Source organism: Halobacillus locisalis, from assembly GCF_013694105.1.
Lineage (GTDB): Bacteria > Bacillota > Bacilli > Bacillales > Halobacillaceae > Halobacillus > Halobacillus locisalis.
Genome location: NZ_JACEFG010000001.1, coordinates 1,034,028 through 1,053,114 on the forward strand (window position 1 = coordinate 1,034,028; position 19,087 = coordinate 1,053,114).

The 19,087-nt window shown below is 42.3% G+C and carries 23 protein-coding genes; 7 read left to right on the top strand and 16 right to left on the bottom strand.

The window, feature by feature from the left end; all coding sequences use genetic code 11:
• Nucleotides 1-16: 16 nt before the first annotated feature.
• From H0266_RS05430 to H0266_RS05440, 3 genes are all read right to left on the bottom strand, one after another.
• On the bottom strand, nt 17-1,771 hold the full coding sequence (locus H0266_RS05430) for an ABC transporter ATP-binding protein (RefSeq protein ID WP_181471346.1): 1,755 nt from the start codon (nt 1,769-1,771) through the stop codon (nt 17-19).
• Nucleotides 1,772-2,034: 263 nt separating this feature from the next.
• Complete coding sequence (locus H0266_RS05435) at nt 2,035-2,487, bottom strand: TlpA family protein disulfide reductase (protein ID WP_181471347.1); 453 nt, start codon at nt 2,485-2,487, stop codon at nt 2,035-2,037.
• 38 nt (nt 2,488-2,525) lie between these two features.
• Nucleotides 2,526-3,068, bottom strand: a complete 543-nt coding sequence (locus H0266_RS05440; protein WP_181471348.1) for a peroxiredoxin — start codon at nt 3,066-3,068, stop codon at nt 2,526-2,528.
• A gap of 240 nt (nt 3,069-3,308) precedes the next feature.
• Here H0266_RS05440 and H0266_RS05445 point away from each other — a divergent pair, with 240 nt between their 5' ends.
• Nucleotides 3,309-4,151, top strand: coding sequence for a mechanosensitive ion channel domain-containing protein (locus tag H0266_RS05445; protein ID WP_181471349.1), 843 nt, complete (start codon nt 3,309-3,311; stop codon nt 4,149-4,151).
• Nucleotides 4,152-4,179: 28 nt separating this feature from the next.
• Here the strand turns inward: H0266_RS05445 and H0266_RS05450 are convergent, their stop codons facing one another.
• The 5 genes from H0266_RS05450 to cbpB all read right to left on the bottom strand — a co-directional run bounded on the left by H0266_RS05450 (nt 4,180) and on the right by cbpB (nt 9,570).
• Nucleotides 4,180-5,463 (bottom strand): CNNM domain-containing protein, encoded by a 1,284-nt coding sequence (locus H0266_RS05450; RefSeq protein ID WP_181471350.1) that lies wholly within the window; start codon nt 5,461-5,463, stop codon nt 4,180-4,182.
• 100 nt (nt 5,464-5,563) lie between these two features.
• On the bottom strand, nt 5,564-6,679 hold the full coding sequence (locus H0266_RS05455) for an N-acetyldiaminopimelate deacetylase (protein ID WP_181471351.1): 1,116 nt from the start codon (nt 6,677-6,679) through the stop codon (nt 5,564-5,566).
• A gap of 52 nt (nt 6,680-6,731) precedes the next feature.
• Nucleotides 6,732-7,451 (bottom strand): 2,3,4,5-tetrahydropyridine-2,6-dicarboxylate N-acetyltransferase, encoded by a 720-nt coding sequence (gene dapD, locus H0266_RS05460; protein WP_181471352.1) that lies wholly within the window; start codon nt 7,449-7,451, stop codon nt 6,732-6,734.
• Nucleotides 7,452-7,512: 61 nt separating this feature from the next.
• Nucleotides 7,513-8,988, bottom strand: a complete 1,476-nt coding sequence (locus tag H0266_RS05465) for an MDR family MFS transporter (RefSeq protein ID WP_181471353.1) — start codon at nt 8,986-8,988, stop codon at nt 7,513-7,515.
• Nucleotides 8,989-9,117: 129 nt separating this feature from the next.
• Nucleotides 9,118-9,570 carry a cyclic-di-AMP-binding protein CbpB gene (gene cbpB, locus H0266_RS05470; RefSeq protein WP_181471354.1) on the bottom strand — a complete coding sequence of 151 codons (453 nt, stop codon included), beginning with the start codon at nt 9,568-9,570 and terminating at the stop codon, nt 9,118-9,120.
• A gap of 259 nt (nt 9,571-9,829) precedes the next feature.
• Here cbpB and trhA point away from each other — a divergent pair, with 259 nt between their 5' ends.
• A complete protein-coding gene (gene trhA / locus H0266_RS05475; RefSeq protein WP_181471355.1) occupies nt 9,830-10,465 on the top strand; it encodes a PAQR family membrane homeostasis protein TrhA in 636 nt (211 codons plus the stop codon).
• A 71-nt stretch (nt 10,466-10,536) separates the two neighbouring features.
• Here the strand turns inward: trhA and fadH are convergent, their stop codons facing one another.
• Complete coding sequence (fadH, locus tag H0266_RS05480; RefSeq protein ID WP_181471356.1) at nt 10,537-11,304, bottom strand: 2,4-dienoyl-CoA reductase; 768 nt, start codon at nt 11,302-11,304, stop codon at nt 10,537-10,539.
• A 161-nt stretch (nt 11,305-11,465) separates the two neighbouring features.
• Between fadH and H0266_RS05485 the strand changes: the two genes are divergently transcribed.
• The 4 genes from H0266_RS05485 (at nt 11,466) to H0266_RS05500 (ending at nt 13,841) form a co-directional block, all read left to right on the top strand.
• Nucleotides 11,466-12,323 (top strand): metallophosphoesterase, encoded by an 858-nt coding sequence (locus H0266_RS05485; RefSeq protein WP_181471357.1) that lies wholly within the window; start codon nt 11,466-11,468, stop codon nt 12,321-12,323.
• Between the two features lie 85 nt (nt 12,324-12,408).
• Complete coding sequence (locus H0266_RS05490; RefSeq protein WP_246363630.1) at nt 12,409-12,987, top strand: SCO family protein; 579 nt, start codon at nt 12,409-12,411, stop codon at nt 12,985-12,987.
• A 91-nt stretch (nt 12,988-13,078) separates the two neighbouring features.
• Nucleotides 13,079-13,549, top strand: coding sequence for a YkyB family protein (locus H0266_RS05495; protein ID WP_181471358.1), 471 nt, complete (start codon nt 13,079-13,081; stop codon nt 13,547-13,549).
• Nucleotides 13,550-13,631: 82 nt separating this feature from the next.
• Nucleotides 13,632-13,841 carry a hypothetical protein gene (locus H0266_RS05500; protein ID WP_246363633.1) on the top strand — a complete coding sequence of 70 codons (210 nt, stop codon included), beginning with the start codon at nt 13,632-13,634 and terminating at the stop codon, nt 13,839-13,841.
• A gap of 28 nt (nt 13,842-13,869) precedes the next feature.
• On the opposite strand, the gene H0266_RS05505 is transcribed toward H0266_RS05500, so the two are convergent.
• The 6 genes from H0266_RS05505 to H0266_RS05530 form a co-directional block, all read right to left on the bottom strand.
• Nucleotides 13,870-14,775, bottom strand: coding sequence for a chemotaxis protein (locus tag H0266_RS05505; RefSeq protein WP_181471360.1), 906 nt, complete (start codon nt 14,773-14,775; stop codon nt 13,870-13,872).
• 168 nt (nt 14,776-14,943) lie between these two features.
• Nucleotides 14,944-15,144, bottom strand: coding sequence for a hypothetical protein (locus tag H0266_RS05510; protein WP_181471361.1), 201 nt, complete (start codon nt 15,142-15,144; stop codon nt 14,944-14,946).
• A 56-nt stretch (nt 15,145-15,200) separates the two neighbouring features.
• Nucleotides 15,201-15,602, bottom strand: a complete 402-nt coding sequence (locus tag H0266_RS05515) for a hypothetical protein (protein WP_181471362.1) — start codon at nt 15,600-15,602, stop codon at nt 15,201-15,203.
• A gap of 62 nt (nt 15,603-15,664) precedes the next feature.
• Nucleotides 15,665-16,363, bottom strand: coding sequence for a DNA alkylation repair protein (locus H0266_RS05520; protein WP_181471363.1), 699 nt, complete (start codon nt 16,361-16,363; stop codon nt 15,665-15,667).
• Nucleotides 16,364-16,379: 16 nt separating this feature from the next.
• Entirely contained in the window at nt 16,380-17,231 is an 852-nt protein-coding gene (locus H0266_RS05525; RefSeq protein ID WP_181471364.1) for a patatin-like phospholipase family protein, read from the bottom strand.
• A gap of 139 nt (nt 17,232-17,370) precedes the next feature.
• Nucleotides 17,371-17,517: an FbpB family small basic protein gene (locus H0266_RS05530; RefSeq protein ID WP_181471365.1), complete on the bottom strand. Its 147-nt coding sequence runs from the start codon at nt 17,515-17,517 to the stop codon at nt 17,371-17,373.
• Between the two features lie 116 nt (nt 17,518-17,633).
• On the opposite strand from H0266_RS05530, the gene H0266_RS05535 reads away from it, so the two are divergent.
• Nucleotides 17,634-18,806, top strand: coding sequence for an aminotransferase A (locus H0266_RS05535; protein WP_181471366.1), 1,173 nt, complete (start codon nt 17,634-17,636; stop codon nt 18,804-18,806).
• A 62-nt stretch (nt 18,807-18,868) separates the two neighbouring features.
• On the opposite strand, the gene H0266_RS05540 is transcribed toward H0266_RS05535, so the two are convergent.
• Entirely contained in the window at nt 18,869-19,021 is a 153-nt protein-coding gene (locus tag H0266_RS05540) for an aspartyl-phosphate phosphatase Spo0E family protein (protein ID WP_181471367.1), read from the bottom strand.
• Between the last annotated feature and the right edge of the window lie 66 nt (nt 19,022-19,087).

A 19,087-nucleotide genomic window follows, 5' to 3' on the forward strand; every position in this document is an offset into this window, starting at 1 on the left:
TCTCCCTCCTTTATGGCTAGATATTCGCTGCATTCATAATTTTTTCTTTGTCTTGATATTGAATATCATAAATACGCTGATACGGTCCTCCGTTTACGAGCAGATCATCATGGAGACCCCGTTCTTTAACTGCCCCGTCTTCTAGGACTAAGATTTCATCGGCATGCTTCAATGAAGAAATCCTGTGAGCTATGATGAACGTTGTACGTCCTTCCATCACCTCTTGCAGTGCTTTTTGTATTTGGAATTCTGTCTCCATATCTACAGCGGAGGTAGCATCATCCAAAATTAAGACCGCAGGGTCGATGAGAATGGCACGAGCAATCGCAATTCGCTGCTTTTGCCCTCCGGATAACCCCATACCACGTTCACCAAGGAGCGTATCGTAGCCTTCTGGCATATCCATGATAAAATCGTGGGCCTGGGCGCGCTTGGCTGCAGCCATAACATCTTCCATCGTTGCATCGGGATTCCCGTAGCTAATGTTCTCTTTAATAGTGGTAGAGAATAGGAACGATTCCTGCAATACGAACCCAATGTTTTTACGCAGCGTCTTTAAACCATAATCTTGGACGGGATTCCCATCTAAAAGCACTTCACCTTTTTCAGGCTCATAGAAACGTGTAATCAACTGAGTGATACTCGTTTTCCCTGATCCTGTTGCACCGATCAAACCTATTGTTTTTCCTGGAGGGGCGTCAAAGGAAATGTCTTTCAAAGCAGAGTCATCATCTTCTGCGTAGGTCAACGTGACCTCTTTGAACGTCACATGTCCGTTAAGACGATCTTGAATGATCGCTCCTTCTTTCTCTTGAATATCTTCTTCTGCTTCCAGAATCTCAAGTAAACGCTCACCAGAAGCTTTCGATTGAGAGAACAAGTTAATGACAAAACCGAAGTTCATAAGCGGTCCTAGAACAAGCCAAACAAGGTTGAAGAAGGCGACCAATTCACCGAGCATGAGTGAATCGTTGACCACTAGATACCCTCCATAGGCAAGTAAAGCGACAACACTTACATTTCCGATGAACTCCATTAATGGAAAGTACTTAGACCAGATATTAGACGTAGTGATGAAATTCGATCGGTAGTCATCACTGCGGTTCAGAAATCGGCCCACTTCGAAATCTTCCCTCGACAAGGACTTGACCGTGTTCATGCCGCTAATATTTTCCTGAACCCTCGTATTCAACTTTCCGAATGACTTACGAATCTTACGGAACGCAGGGTGAACTTTGCGGTCGAACCGATAAACGACAATGGCCAGAAACGGCATGACGGCCATCGTTACAAGGGCGAGTGGTACAGAAAAATAAAACATGACACTTAAGCTAATCACAATAAGTAAAATAATACGAATCAGTTCTGAAAAACCCAATGCTAGAAAGAATCGAAAGCCTTCCACATCCGCAGTCAGACGTGACATCAAATCCCCTGTTTTCGCATTATCATAATACCGAAACGGAAGTCGCTGAAGTTTTTTATACAGCGCGTCACGAAGCGTGTAAACAGAACGAATCCCGAAATATTCTCCTAAGTATTGATGGAAATAGGTGGCTACCCCTTTTACAATCATTAAGCCGACAAAGGCTATACAAATGTAGGGAATCAATGAATACCTTTCTTGACCTACTACTTCGTCAATCGTCACTTGAAGCACGATCGGATATACGACAGAGATACCCGTTACGAATAGTAGGGAAAAAAGCGACCAGAAGAAAAACTTTCTATAAGGCCAATAAAATTGCTTTAATTTCTTAAATGTTTCCAAATGTATCCCTCCTCTAAATCCTTTTTACCGTAATTACTAATATATCGGGTATCGAAATAAATATCCACCCATTTGATTCAATTTTTCAAAAATTAGTAGTTGTTCAAACATTCTACCGAGTAAGGACCTATCTAGAATCATCCTTTAGACTGATTTTCTCCACTACAACCACCATCATATCTTATAAAATACGCCTGAATCTCTTGAGACAATAAAGAACAAGCTCCATCAATGATATGGAGCTTGTTCTTTATTGATGTTTTCTATTTTTGATGGATACCCAGCACACGGTTGACCCGTTTGCGGAGCATTTTCATACCTCCACCGCCCGCCTGGAAGTGACGAAGGTTTCCTTCGTCATCAAACACATAATAAGCAGGGACATATTGGTTATCAAAAGCGTCCGTCAAAGCGTGTTGATTGTCTACATAAATGGGCTGCGTGATGTCATGTTCTTTTGCCACTTGTTCAATCGTTTCCACATCTAGATCCTTCTCAGAACGTGGCATATGAACAGCCACTACGTTTAAGTGATCTTTATACTCTTCACGAAATTCATTGACGCTTGGCATCGCTTCTTTACAAAGACCACAACTGACAGACCAAAAGTGAATCAGTGTAGGTTTCCCGCCTACAAGGTCATCTCTGCTGATGGGATCACTGTTTAACCACTTCGTAGCTTCAGGCCATTCAGGCATGGGAGTTCTCAAGCGCATCTTCCATCCTCCTCGCTGTTTTCTTCAAGAGCGTGAACTTACAGTGTCTCTTGACCAGGCTTCCAATTCGCTGGACACAAACCACCAGTTTGAAGAGCTTGTAGCACACGTAAAGTTTCATCGACGTCACGACCGATGTTATTGTGGTTGACCACTTGATATAGTAATTCACCTTCTGGGCTGATGATGAACAATCCGCGAAGCGCAACCCCCTCTTCTTCAATAAGTACACCGTAGTCTTTTGCTACTTTATGATTTGTATCAGCAGCCAGGGAATAGTGCAGGTCCCCTAAGCCATTCTCATCACGCGATGTATTGATCCATGCAAGATGAGTATGAATCGTATCAGTCGATACACCAATAACGTCTGCATCCAAATCCTCAAATTCATCGAAACGATCAGAAACCGAGGTGATTTCTGTAGGACATACAAACGTAAAGTCCATCGGATAGAAAAACAGGACCGTCCATTTGTCATTTTTCATATTTTCTTCAAGAGACACTTTTCCGAATTCCTTGTTTGGAAGCACAGCCTCCATTTCAAAGCGTGGTGCTTGCTTGGCAACCATACGTTCTGCCATTTAAAATCCCTCCAGATTATTATTCAAGTGTAAATGGAATGCATTAAGTAGTATAACCAGATCCCCTAGGTAGAATATACGTGTTCCATGCCATTACCTTCTTACATAAGTCTATCCATTAAAAAGAGAACGCATACTTCGACATTTCTTCGTCATTTCTTTTAAAATAATTGATAATTACCTAAGTTTTTCGCTATTCTATAATAGGAATAGTATTTTAGAGTTGAAAGGAGACTTTTAGTGAATTTATTTGAAGAAGGTTTTAAGTTTAACCCTAGCGTATTAGTCGAAGGGTTAATAGCGGTCGGTGTGGAGATTCTTGTGCTCATTATCGCCTTTGCGATTGTTAGACCCATTGGGCGAAAAGCAATCGAAAAGGCAATCAACAAAGTTAGTAAACAGCGGAACATTTCAGAAGGTCGTAGTAAAACACTCGAGAAGCTTTCTGTTAACATCTTTTCCTATGCCCTTATTTTTATGCTTATCGTGATGATCCTAGGTGCTATGGACATTGATATTGCTCCACTCATTGCGGGTGCTGGTATTGTCGGGTTAGCAATCGGCTTTGGTGCTCAAGGGATTGTTTCGGATGTTGTCACAGGCTTTTTCTTGCTGCTCGAGCGTCAAGTTGAAGTGGATGATTACGTGACGGCAGGTGGATATGACGGGGTTGTCGAGGAAGTCGGCATTCGCACCACTCAAGTGCGCAGTTTCGATGGGACGTTGAATTTCATCCCGAACCGCAATATATCTGGCGTTGCCAACCACTCTAGAGGCAATATGCGTGCGCTTGTAGATATAGGAATCGGTTACGATGAGAATATTGATGAAGCAATGACGGTTCTTAAGGAAGTAGCCGATCGCTTCCAGGATGATGAACGCTTCAAAGAAGGTCCAAATGTCTTAGGTGTGCAAAGCTTAGGCTCTTCTGATGTTGTGATCCGTGTGCTAGGTAAGACAGCCAACATGGAACAGTGGGCTGTGGAACGTGATTTGAGAAAAGCGATGAAAGAAGCCCTCGATCAAGCAGGAATTGAAATTCCTTATCCTCACCAAGTATACGTTACAAAAAATGAAGAATAAGAGAAAAGCCCGGGTTACCGGGCTTTTTTCATGGGCTCTTTTCCCACACTTCCACTTTCTTAATTTGTCCTTTTTCCATGTCCACAATCTTAAACTCCAATCGGCCACCTTGAATGATAGTACCTTCTGAAGCATCATAATCTTGGGTATAAATCCATCCAGAGATCGTATCAATATCATCATGATTTAAGTCGACACGGAAGTATTCATTTATGTCTTGTATCGATGTTTTTCCTTCTAAAAGAAAGTGACCATTCTTCAATCGCCTTATTTCGCGTTCTTCTTCATGGTCAAATTCATCACGGATTTCCCCGACAATTTCTTCAAGGATATCTTCGACGGTCACAATGCCTGATGTCCCTCCATACTCGTCTAATAAAACAGCCATATGCGAGTGCTCTTTCTTCATTTTCACGAGTAAATCATGGATCGGCACATTCTCAAACACTTTCATGATGGGGCGGATATAAGGTCGTAAACTGTCCTGATCATCCATGAATACTAGCTCCTTCATATGGATGAGCCCCATGACTTTATCTTTGTCACCTTCGATCACTGGATAACGCGTGTACCGCTTGCTTTTCATAGATCGAATGCTCGACGTAACCGAATCCTGAATATCAAGTACAGCCATTTCCGTTCGTGGAATCATAATCTCTTTAGCTGTACGATTATCGAATTCGAAGATCCTATCCACATACTGATATTCAGAACGGTTAATTTCGCCTTGCTTATAGCTTTGGGTTAGAATGTGCCTTAACTCATCTTCGGAATGGACTTCATCCGATTCACGAGCGGTTTGAAACCCAAACATTCGCACAAAAATGTTCGCTGCTCCATTTAACAGCCAAATGAGTGGGTACATTAATTTACTATATAAAATGAGTGGTCTGCATAGCAGAAGGGTAATGGCTTCGGCCTTCTGGATCGCGATGGTCTTGGGAGCCAATTCACCTAACACCACATGAAGAAACGTAATAGTAAAGAAAGCAATAGCGAATGAGATTGTACCCGTAACGGTTGGTGGTAAAGCGAGCTCATCAAATACCGGATGCAATAGCACTTCAAGTGTCGGTTCTCCTAACCAACCTAATCCCAAAGCTGTAATCGTAATCCCCAATTGACAAGCAGATAAATAGTAATCTAAGTTATTCAATAATTTTAGCGATTTTTCCGCTTTTTTGTCTCCTTCAGCAGCACGAGCTTCCATGCGAGTTTTTCGGACTTTGACGATGGCAAATTCACTCGCTACAAAAAAAGCAGTCAACACAATCAATATGGCTACAGCCAATAATTTTATGGTGATTTCCACGCTTCTCTTCCCCCTGTCTTATGTAGAAGGTCACCCCTCCACCACTGAGCGGTACTCACATGTAGTGTCCCACGAAGTTTGAAGGGTATGCATCCACATACTAGAGGTGAGAAAATGTAGATACGACGACATCAACGCCAATTTCTAGAGCTGATTCATCCGGTTTAAGGTCAGCTTGATGTAGCCCAGCATCTGAGTCGACACCGAGCCAGAACATGAACCCTGGAATTTCTTTGAGCATATACCCGAAATCCTCGCCTGTCATAGCCATAGGCGCTTCTTTATAGGTATAAGGGGTGTGATCGATCATTTCTCGAAATGCTTTAGTAAGCGAATCATCATTGGTCACTTGATAATAATTGGCTCCATAATCGATTGTGATCTTACAGTCATTAGTTATTTCAGTACCTTTCGCTATTTTTTCGATCTCCTCTTTGACCAGATCCATCGATAATGGGGATAGTGTACGGATCGTTCCTTCAACCCGAGCTTTTTGGGCGATTATGTTTTGAACCGTTCCGCTTTCTACCTTTCCTATAGAAATCACTGCGCTATCCAATGGGTCAATTCTTCTTGCAACGATTTGCTGAAGCTGAATGATGAAAGAGCTTGCTGCTACGACCATGTCATAGGTTCGGTGAGGATAAGCGGCATGCCCGCCTTTTCCAGCAAAATCAATAAACAACTCACTCGTATTAGCGAATAGCAGGCCTGGCTTAGACGAAATAGTTCCGACTGGCAGCTCTGGGGCTACATGAAGGGCAAAGATTTCATCTGGCCACAACGCTTTCATCGCATTTGATTGGAGCATAGGCTCTGCGCCACCGGGCCCCTCCTCTGCTGGCTGAAAAATAAAGACAGCATGATGTTCTGCTGGATCAGAGGCGAGTTTCGTCAACGCTCCTAACGCAATCGTCATATGAAAATCGTGGCCGCAGGCGTGCATTTTTCCGTCATGTTCGGATTGAAAATCCAGTCCTGTTTCTTCATCTAATGGTAATCCGTCAATATCAGCACGGTACCCGATCGTTTTTGAACCAACTGTTCCTTTTACATGTACAATAATACCCGTCTTCCACGTTTCAATCGTCAGATGTTCTTGTGGCAAAGAACCGATGTAATCAAGTAAATACCGTTGTGTCTTTATTTCTTTAAAACCTAGTTCAGGGATACGGTGAAGATCCCGACGTATTTGTTTGAGTTGATCAGTATGCATAGTCGCCCTCCTCTTTAAACGAAAGGCCTTGCTAAGCAGCAAGGCCCTATAATCAATTATCCAGTTTTCGTAATTCCTGTTTGATTTCTGTTTTCGACTTTGTTTGGTCATCAATCTCCTTAATGACTTTTGCTGGTGTTCCTGCAACCAATGTGTTTGGCGGTACATCTTCTGTAACGATAGCACCAGCCGCTACTACGGACCCTTCACCTACCGTTACTCCTTCAAGCACAACGGCATTTGCACCGATGACAACGCCATCTTCAACGACTACCGGTTTTGCAGAAGGAGGCTCGATTACACCTGCAAGAACCGCTCCTGCTCCGATATGACAGTTCTTCCCTACCGTTGCACGGCCACCCAGCACGACATTCATATCAATCATCGTCCCAGCGCCGACAACCGATCCGATATTGATCATAGCACCCAACATAATGACCGCTCCGTCACCAATCTCCACTTGATCACGAATGACAGCTCCGGGCTCGATTCTCGCGTTCACCTGCTTCAGATCTAGAAGAGGAATAGCGGAATTACGTCGATCATTCTCCAATACATAATCGTCTATTTGATCAGCATATGTTTCAAGAAGTGGTTGAATCACTTTCCACTCTCCAAACAAAACGCCTGTACCATCTGAGATGAAGTCTTGAACGTCTTTACCAAAGTCAATCTCATTTAGTTTATCCCCCTTGATATATACTTTAACAGGGGTCGATTTTTCGCTATTCGAAATAAACGAAATAATTTCGTTTGCATCCATCTGTTTCACGTCGAACTCCTCCTTTATGTATTCTTTCACCCTTTACTTTATCAAAGGGATGGCGTCATTATCAATCTTCTTTTTTCGGAAGTTGCAAAATAAACAGAAAACTGACACTAGCCAATACAAGCAAACCAATATATACCATATGCAATCCTGAACTTAAGCCCTCTTGTAAAACTTCAGCCGCTCTTTCACCAAGTGACTCCCGATCTTCTTCTCTTAATAGTCGATTAGTCGCGTTCACATCAAACGTTCCTGATAACTCAGACTGCTGTATAACCGTTTCGAGACGACTATTCAAAAGTCCTCCAAGCAGCGCAGCCCCAAGTGCGCTTCCGATTGTTCTCATAAACATATTTGAGGCCGTTGCAATCCCTCTCGACTTCCAATCGACCGCATTTTGGATCGATACGATAAAAGATGTCGATGTGAGCCCCATCCCAATTCCGATAAACAAGGACCCACTGGCAGCAAACAAAGGACCGTGGTTAGGAGAGAGAAACGAGAAGATTATTGCCCCGATAATCAGTGACACCCCACCCATAATCGACGTTCGACGATACCCAATCCTCAATAGTAATCGACCAGCGAGAGTCGAAGCGACCGGCCAGCCAATGGACATCGTCGTCAACGTAAACCCTGCTACAGTAGCAGAGCGCTCCATTACCCCTTGGACAAAAGCAGGTAAATAACTAGATACACCAATAAGGATCATCCCTGTCGTGAACGACGTCAAATTTGCAAACCGTATCGAACGGATCGACCATAAATGAAGAGGCAGCATCGGTTCTTCAATCTTTCTTTCATGAAAGACAAATGCAACAAAACTAATTGTAGATAAACTAATAAGAAGCGAGACTTCTATTGATAACCAAGGTAGTCTCCCGCCTCCTTCTACTAATATGATGAGTAAAGAACTGATAGCTAGTATAATCCATACAGAACCCACCACATCAATCGATCTTTTCTTGCTTTCAACCTCTTCTTTAAAAAATACCATAATCCCTATAAAAGCAAGTAAGCCTAATGGAATATTCATCCAAAATACATAAGGCCAACTTAATACATCAACAAAAAAACCACCAAGTAAAGGACCTGTTACAGCAGATATCCCCCACACACTGGATAAGTACCCTTGAATCTTAGCTCGTTCCTCTTTAGAATAAATGTCCCCAACTATGGTCGTAGCCATCGGCATAAGCGCACCTGCACCGAGACCTTGGATCAGTCTTGCAACAATAAGGACCGACATTGTCGGAGCTAGCGCAGACAGAATGGCGCCAATCAGAAACAAGCTGATTCCAATCAGGAAAATCGGCTTACGTCCTAAAACGTCAGCTAAGCGCCCAAACAATAACACAGTCGCGGCATTCGTTAATAAATAGGCAGAAAACACCCAACTATACAATCGAAAATTGCCTAGATCTGCCACTATACTCGGCATCGCTGTAGAAACAATCGTTGCCTCAATGGCTGCTAAAAACATCGCAAGCATAACAGAAGCGAGGACAAGAGGTCTGTTTCTCGGTTTCGTTCCATCCATGTTTGCCTCTCCTCCTTTTTTTCCGTGGTTTCTATGACTTAGAACCCTCCATCCATCTTTTATGTCCAAACAAAAAGATGGCACCTTTAGATGCCATCTATTCTATCATATCGAACATATTTTTTTACTTTATTCATGGTATTTCAGTATTTCATGATAGTGCTTACTATATTGCTTCAAAATGCTTCTTCTCGTTATAATCCCATCAAATTCTCCATCTTCATTTGTTACACATACAAATGGATAATCAATCAATTTATGCAATGCATCAATCATATGGTTGCCTGGTTGTAGACAAGGAACGTCTGCATCCATTATCTCATTGACTTGAATTTCTGATAGACGATTCAACTCAAATTCCTCAATACCTAAAGTTTCTTCTAAGATTTTCGTTTTACTGATGACCCCTTGAAATTTATAGGTAGGATCTAACACGGGTACGGCTGAATATCCTGATTTAACGAGGACCAGCAACGCGTGTTCCAACGGATTCCCAATCTGCACGTGGGCTACCTTTTCTGATGGAATCATAAGTTCAGCCAATGTAGGCCATGTTAATTTGTCTTTTTCAATACTTACCATAGTGTTTAGTCACTCCCTTTATACGCACAACGGAAGGAGCAGAATCAAAAGCTCACTGTGAACCAATACATAGTTTAACATAGTTTTTCATGAATCTCGAACAGCAATTTCCGACATTTCTCTCTCCTTACAAGTTGTATCGCTCTCTTTATTACCCTATTATCAGTCGTTTAAACACGAATCCATGTTGGGTTCTTTATTCCATGTAAATATAAGCGTATAATGAGTAGTATCCAAAGAAATTGGGGTTGATTGAAGAATGATGACACACACCTTTTCAAAGCGCGAAGAGATTGCCAATGCAATCACACACGGAATTGGAGCTATTCTGAGTATTGCTATGCTCGTGCTGTTAATTGTATTTGCAAGTCTAGAAGGCAATGCCTGGCATATTGTATCTGTATCGATTTATGGTGCAACCATGCTTCTACTCTATGTATCCTCCACATTGGTTCATAGTTTCCCGCCCGGCAAAGCAAAGGATCTATTTGAGATCTTTGACCACTCATCGATTTACTTATTCATTGCCGGGACTTACACTCCTATTATGCTCGTTCCGTTAAGAGGGACATTGGGCTGGACCTTGTTTGGGATCGTCTGGGGAATGGCTATACTAGGGATTTTATTCAAGGTGTTTTTCGTGAAGCGTTTTGTCGTCCTTTCGACGGTCTTCTATGTGTTAATGGGTTGGCTCATTATCCTTGCATGGGGACCTTTGACGGCGGAAGTACCTGCAGCTGGTATTACCTACCTTGTCGTAGGAGGAGTGATGTATTCCATCGGTGCGATTTTTTATGTATGGCGAAGCTTTACGTATCATCATATGGTATGGCATTTGTTCGTACTCGGAGGCTCGATTCTTCACTTCTTCACGATTTTCTTTTACATCCTATAATTCAAAAGCGTCAGGCCGAAGACACACATCTTCAGTCTGACGCTTTTATCATAAGTGATCGTGAATACGAATTAAAAGGGAAACTTGTTCAACCATTGTCCCCCATCCAACGTAACGACCTCCCCATTCATATACGCCGCTTCTTCAGAAAGAATGAAGCGAGCTAACCCGGCAATCTCTTCCGGTGTTCCTAATCGTCCAAGCGGCACCGATTGCAGCGTTCGCTTCGCTGCTTGTTCCGATTCGAACAATTTATCCGCTCCCCCTGTACGCTCGATCGGCCCAGGCGCAATCGCATTAGCGCGGATACCATATTTTGTTCCCCATTCGACAGCTAACGTCCGCGTCATCGCTAATACTCCGGCTTTAGCTGAGGCAGAATGAATCACCCCTGCTCCCGCATTCCACGCATATGTAGCTACCATGTTCAAAATCGATCCCTTTCTCTCATTCTCAATCCAATAGTTCCCTACCGCTTGACTGCAGTAAAACGTACCATTCAGAACGATATTAATGACAGAATTCCATCCATTCGCACTTAGTTTCTCAGCCGGTGCAATGAAATTACCAGCTGCATTATTCACAAGATGGTCAATTTGTCCAAACGTAGCCACAGTCGTTCTAACCATTTGATCCACGTCCTCTACCTTTCTCACATCCATCGGAACCAGTAAAAGATTATCTTCTTTTCCTTCGGCTATTTGTTGCTTGGCTTTTTCCAGCTTCTCTTCATTTCTTCCAGTGATTGCGACTCTTGCACCCTCTTCAAGAAAACGCTTAGCCATGTGCAACCCCATGCCACTTGATCCACCTGTAACGATTACGACTTCATTCTTCATGTATAACGCCTCCTATTCTTCTATAGTTTAGATTCAACATAAAAAAATGAATTCCTGTTCATTTTTTGAGAAAATTGAAAAAGACTGACAGAAATCATCATATTTCTTTCCATTCAACATGTTATAATTGCAAAAGTATTCAGAGGAGAGTGCATACATATATGGCGATCACTCGAAGGACTTTCATCAAAAATATCGCGCGAAGCGTTATCGGTGTGTTCGGTGTAAGTGGATTCAGTTACTACTACGCACGATATTTAGAACCAGAAATGCTTACCGTCAATCACCACTCCATTCACCATCCATCTATACCCGAAGCTTTTGAATCATTCAAAATCGTGCAGTTTTCGGATACACATATAGGGTTTCATTACGATTTAACACAGTTACAACGTACAATTCAAACAATCAACCAGCAAAATCCTGATATCATTGTCTTCACTGGCGATCTTGTCGACAAGCCGCACATGTACCCATTCGATCCGGATTTGCCGTCTTTACTAAATAAACTTCACGCACCATACGGGAAATATTGGATTTATGGCAATCATGATCACGGAGGGTACGGCACCGAAAAAATCCATCAAGTCATGAAAGACGGTGGCTTTACGTTACTTCAGAATAATCACGTGCGCATTCATAAGGGAGACTCACAATTCGTACTGGTCGGCCTAGACGATGTTCTACTCGGACAACCTGACTTACCGAAAGCTTTGACCGGTGTTGTTCCTTCCCTGTTCACTATCCTATTGGTTCATGAACCGGACGGTGCCGATCACTACCAGTCTTACCCCATTGATATACAGCTATCTGGTCATAGCCACGGAGGTCAAATTCAACTCCCTGTGTTCGGATACCTTGTCACTCCCCCGATGGCAGAGAAATATGTAGAAGGTCATTATAAGTTGAAGAATCTAGACCTTTTTGTCAGCCGGGGTCTTGGAACGACCCGACTCCCTTATCGATTTCTTTGCCGACCTGAAATATCGGTTTTTCACCTTCAGCTTGCAAAGGTCTAACAGTTTTGTGACAATCTATTGAAGGAAAGAAAGGGTTTGTAGGAACGTGTTAAACTTAGGGTATATAGATAAACGAGGGATGTAGATGATGAAATATAGATTGTTAATGATGGGGACCGTGATACTGGTCATCCTATCCGCTTGCGGCTCACCCATACAGGAAAATATGTCGCGTGACGTGCACGCTCTTTCAGCAGTCAATCAAGAGGGAGAACAAGTCCAGTTGCCGAGTGACCTTGAAGGAAGTTATTGGATCGTGGACTTCATCTTTACAAACTGTGAAACAGTCTGTCCACCCATGACAGGGAATATGGCTAGACTGCAACAGCTTCTTAAGCAAGAAAAGCTGTCCATCCCACTCATGTCTTTCACAGTGGATCCGGAAAATGATTCTCCTTCTAAGTTAAAAGAATTTTCTGAGCCTTATCAACCAGACTATGATCAGTGGAGTTTTTTAACGGGGTACACATTTAAAGAAATCAAAGAATTCTCGATAAAATCCTTCCAATCCCCTTTAAAACAACTAGAAGATACGGATCAATTCGCTCATGGAACTAGCTTCTACTTAATTAATCCTGAGGGTGAAGTGATCAAAAGCTACTCAGGAACGAAGGCCGATAGTATGAACAAAATCATTGAAGACATAAAGGCATTGAAGGAATGACGAACAACTCGTTTCTTCAATGTAAATTTTTGCAATTCCAATTAAAACATTCTAGTATAGAAGTACAATCGGTATAGAAAGGAGACGACACATGAGGAATCAGACAAGCAGTAACCAAGAGCTAGCGGAGTCCTTATTCATTGTCAACCGCCACGCTAAGACCGCACCTCAACCGAAACATTTGTATGAAATAAAGAAACATACCATCAATAAACTTCTTCAGGAAAATCGCGCGCAAAAAATCGGCCTCCACTTTTCTGATCATCCCAAACTAAGCCAGCAGCACTCTACTCTACTCATTGAAGTTGGCGGGTATTACTTCCACGTCCCTGCGAATAAACAAGACTTCGATCAATTGAAACATTTAGGTAAAGTAGACCAGGCGTTCCGGAACCCTAAGCCTAAGCTCTCCCTCTCAAAAGCGAAACGGACTTTGTATCACTACTTAGACTGGGACTATCCAAAAGACAAGCAAACGCACACTTTCCAATCGAAACCCCAGCCAAGTTTACTAGGCCAGAGAACCGGTGGACCTTGGAATCAACGCAGGCGAAGACGCTGATCCTTCTTCAATGGTCAATGTGTTCTCTTATGTTTGAAAAAAACATAAAAAAGGAAAGGTGACCAAAAGGAGGATGATTGAGATGACGATGAGTCCTATGGATGACTTTCTCTATCACTTACACAAATACATGGAATACACAACTGAAATGCGCTCATCCTTTGAGCATTTAACAGAACGGGAGCAACAAATCATCAAAGAGGCATCCCCCATGAGCCAGGGGCCGGAAGAGCTTTCAAAACACGCTTACGAATGGCACGATGCCCTATATGCAACCTTGCAGAAGAAATGAAAAAAGCCGCGAAATGCGGCTTTTTTTGTTAGAGAATATGATGATCGATTAAGCGTACAAGTTCCACGATCTCCGGCTTGGATACTTGGGCATCCGCTCCAACTTGTTCTCCTTTGTGACGAAGTTCGTTTGTGATAAGTGAAGAGAAAATGACCACTGGCAACGATGACAAGTTTGAATCATCTTTCAGAAGTCTAGTGAAATGATGGCCATCCATACGTGGCATCTCGATATCTGTAATAACCATTTGGAATTCATCTTCCACCCGTTTACCTTCATCGGCAAGTCCCTTCAAGTGATCATACGCCTCTTTACCATCTTCACAAAGGAACGTTTGTGAATATCCTGCCTCTTCTAGCGTTTCTTGCAGTAAAGCACGAAGCAAACCTGAATCTTCAGCGATAAGAATCCGCTTATTGGAACGCTCTCTCTCTCCCAGCTCTCTCAACTGGTCAACGTGCAGACTGGTCTCCGGATTAATGTCGGCGACAATTTTTTCAAAGTCTAAGAGAAGCAACATATCACTATCCATTTTGATGACGCCGGTAATTTGCGTTTCTAGCCCTTGGTACATCTTGCTTGGCTTTTCGATTTGCTCCCATGAAATGCGGTGAATTTGAGTCACAGTATGTACATGAAATACAATTTTTGTTTGATTAAATTCTGATAAGATGAATTTATCCTGATCCGGATTTTCGGATTGGTCAAAACCGAGTGCATGGGCCACATCTACAACGGGCACCACTTCTCCTCGAATCTCAATAATCCCCTCTACAGCTGAGTGAGAATGCGGAATCTTTGTGACAGGTTGCGGGTTAAGAATTTCTTTTACTTTTATCACATTAATACCGAAGCGGTTTTTACCTACTCCGAATTCGACAATCTCCAACTCGTTGGTACCACTCTCAAGTAAAATGCCTTGATTTTTATCCATGGACATCGTCCTTCCTAAATTAAGATACGTCCTTTATATCGACATGAACTGTATTTATTTTAGCATGACTTGATCGGGAAAAGTGCGTCGTTTCCTCTACCCTCCTAAGAACATCACTGTACGAATTGAAAAACAAACAAAAGACGACTGGCTTAAGAGCAGTCGTCCTCAATCGTTACGTATAATCGCATATATAATCAATCCACCCACAGGGAAAAACAACGTACCAATCAGTACAACGAGACAATAAAGGGCACTTTTGCCCTTATGTTTTGCATCCCTATAAGCCCATACACTCGTGATCACGTTTAATAGGAGTAAGACACCCCCAAATAATAAGAAAAACAATAACACAATCGGTAGCTCCACGTTGAACGCCCCCCTCTCTCTATACTATACGCATAGAGAAACGAAAGGTTTCAGCATTAAGCTGCGCGCTTTTTAGAGCGTTTCGACAACCGCTTCCACGCTCTCCCTCCCAAAGCAACGAGGGTATATGCAACACCATAACCGCTGATAGCTAGTAAGCAGACCGGCCAAAAATCAGGAGGCAGGGCCGATTGGTTCTGCACCATGGCATATCGGTCAACCACTTGCAAAAAAACCAACGCCACTAATGATGCCAATACATAGCTTCCAATCATGGCCCAATGCTTGATCATCAACCATTCTACAATTGGACGGACCACCCACATGAGCGACAACATCAACGTAAAAACAAGAACGAACTGCATATGCACCGGCTTTATTCCGAATATTTGTAACAGATCGGCATCTACCAGCCCTACCATTTTGTCGAAAACTGAAAAGTCGAACCAGTCACTCACACTGCCCCACTCCTTTTTTTTAAGGTATTTCCATTATGAACAAAAGGAATGGTTCGTAAACATTAGACTTTTAGGAGTCCATTGTTTTTCACCCACTTCAGCCCCTCACGTCTGCTGAGCGGGCGGACATCCGTTGTGGCGAGGAATGTTTGGACGGCATCAGCATCCGTTTTACTGTACTCCCTCAATGCCCAACCAATCGCTTTTTCGATGAAAAACTCTCTCTCATCTTTTAAGACACGTACTGTGTCAAAGAGTAATTCTTCCTGTGTCTGTTCTTTATACTTGAGTTGGTGTAAGACGCTAGACCTTCGCACCCAAAGGTTGTCGGACTGTCTCCACTTTTTTGTAACAGGTTCGAGCTTAGATGGATAGGTGAGAAAGTAGTGACCGCATAATTTAGCAGCAATCATATCAACGGTATCCCACCAAGAATTCGTTACGAGCAGTTCTTTATAGACATCGATGGCGTATTCAGGCATTTTCTTCATCCCTTTTTCCAATAATGTCAAAGCTGCATAGTGACATTCACGTTCATTCTGCTGAAATAGTAAACGAGCCGTCTCAAAACGCTCTGGTTCAGAAATTGTCTTGTATTCTTTCAAGATTGGAGTGAGTAACTTTTTCTGTTCGGGAGCTTTGATTCCAAAGAAGGAAAAGTGGTTTTTCATATAAGCTTCCATTCGTTCCCGATTCGTGTCATTCCTGTTTGCTTCATACACGCATACGATAGCATTCGTCAGATCCCTACTTATCGTCATATTTCACCGCCCCCTCTTAAGACTGTAAAAACGATTGCAACGATTTCTCTTGTTCTCTCGCTTCTTGATAGCCTTGCTCATACAGAACGTGTAGACGATCTCGATTTCTTTCAATCCTGCTGACACGAAGCGGCTCAAGAGGACGAAGTACAAAAGCGGATCCTTCCTGTTCCATTCGCTTCAACCGAGTCGTCTGATGATTATATTTCAAGTGTCGATTCAATAAAGCTTTTGCAAACAGAGGATATTGACGATACTTGCGGTTGAAATACCAACCAAGCTTCATCTTCTTTTTAACATATCCTTCATTCCTAGTTAACACCACCACGTGTTTCTGATTTCCGTGATCTAATGAGGACTGAAACGGAACAGGGTCCGCAATCCCTCCATCCATCAATTCATTACCTTGATAGGAGATACTCGGAGCGACCATCGGAAGTGAACTAGAGGCCCGCATAACCTTGAGTAACGAATCGCGATCTGGAAATTCCTTATGAAACATAGGTTCACCTGTTCTCATATTTGTCGTTGCAACTACAAACGTTGACGATCGATTTTCAAAAGATTCATAATCGAAAGGAACCAAATGGTTAGGTAACTTGTCGAACAAAAAATCCATACCGAATAACTGCTTGTGTGTCAACATTCTTTTGTAAGATATGTATTCAGGGTGGTCTCCATATTCAACAATCACTTCATAATTTCGCCCGCGTTGCTTAGCAACATAAGAACTTCCATTACAAGCACCTGCAGATGCACCGGTCACGAAGGGGAAGTGAATTCCTTCATCAAGAAAATAATCGAGTACTCCTGCTGTATAAGCACCTCGCATCCCTCCGCCTTCTAATATCAATCCTGTGTTCTGCATATTTTCCCTCCTGTCTCTTTCTATTTATTATAAACACATTTAAGTCGGATAAATAAACAAATGGGAATTAAATCCTCTATTGAACAATGAAAGATAAAAAAGCAACCAGGTAGGCGGTTGCTTTTTGACTATGATATGATCAGTTTACCAAAGATGCAGAATCGGTTTTTCTTGTGTGTTTATCGTCGATCTGTTTCTCAATTTTTTCAATAGCTTTATCATCTTTCAATAGCTGTTGCTTATTTCGATCCACCAAATGTTCAAATGAAATACGTTGAGGTCTCATTTCATTTAACTCCTTTCTTTCTGGCTTACATGACACATCATAACAGAATTCAACAAGTCAGACATCAGAATTATTTGAACATTTTGTTAAATTTGATTTACATGGAGGGAACACTCTTGGAAAACAAAATCAACCCACGACTCAAAAACATTGAAATATCAGGCATACGAAAATTTTTCAACATGGTAAGTGATTATAAAGATGTCATTTCATTAACCATAGGCCAGCCAGACTTTCCAACACCGGCCGCTATCAAACAAGCTGGCATTCAGGCTATTCATAACAATGAAACCACTTATACTCACAATGCCGGGATCATGGAATTACGTCACGCCATCTCCACCTATGTATTCAAACACTACCAACTATCTTATAATCCCGCTGACGAAATTATCGTAACGGTCGGAGCATCTCAAGCAATCGATATTTCTCTTAGAACCATCATTGAAGCAGGAGATGAAGTGATCCTCCCTGGTCCCGTGTATCCAGGCTATGAACCCCTTATAAAGTTAGCGGGTGGTATTCCAGTGCATGTAGATACATCCAAACTAGGGTTCAAAATGACAGCAGCATCCATTGAGCCGTACATTTCTCCATCTACCAAAGCTGTGATTCTTCCTTATCCTTCGAACCCAACAGGAGTATCGCTGAATGAAGAAGAACTAGCGGAAATTGCGAAGCTGATCAAAAAACACAAAATCTTCCTCATTGCAGATGAAATATATAGTGAATTGGTTTATGAGGGTGCTCATACTTCTGTGGCAAAATTTAAAGAGGCTAGAGATCATATCATCGTCATTAATGGCGTATCGAAGTCGCATGCGATGACTGGATGGAGAATCGGATATGTGCTTGCGCCTCAGTGGTTGAGTAAGCACTTATTAAAAGCTCATCAGTACAACGTGTCATGCGCAACGTCTGTTAGTCAGTATGCAGCTCTTGAGGCGCTTACGAATGGAGAAACAGAATCAAGGATGATGAGAGAGGAGTATTCAAAAAGGAAAGAATATGTTCTTGAACGACTAGACCGAATGGGAATCTCCTACATAAAACCCGATGGGGCTTTTTATGTTTTTCCTTCCCTTTCTATTGAGGGGTTATCTACGTTTGATTTAGCCGTTAAGCTTGTGGACGAAGCCGGGGTTGCCCTCGTACCAGGTGATGCCTTTTCGAATCAAGGCGAAGGATTCATGCGTCTTTCTTACGCTTACAGTATGGACACCTTGAAAGAAGGACTGGACCGTCTAGAACGTTTCTTATTGGTTCATTATCACCATAGCTCAAAATGAACGAATCAGCTCTTCTTCCATACAAAACAAACACCCATGGTCACTATGATGTCCATGGGTGTTTAAGATGATTGTTTTATTTGCATCTGGTTTAGCAAGGTATCTAACTTCTGGCTGAGTTCTACCGATTCTTCACTAGCAAAGCCATGTTCAAGGGCGACTTCCACCATCCGTTTACGTAGGTGTTCGATTTCGCTTGTAAGAGCTTCGCTCATTTGCCTCACTCCTAAGCCTATAATGATTCTATTATACCATAACCTATACAGGATAAAAAGAATGTT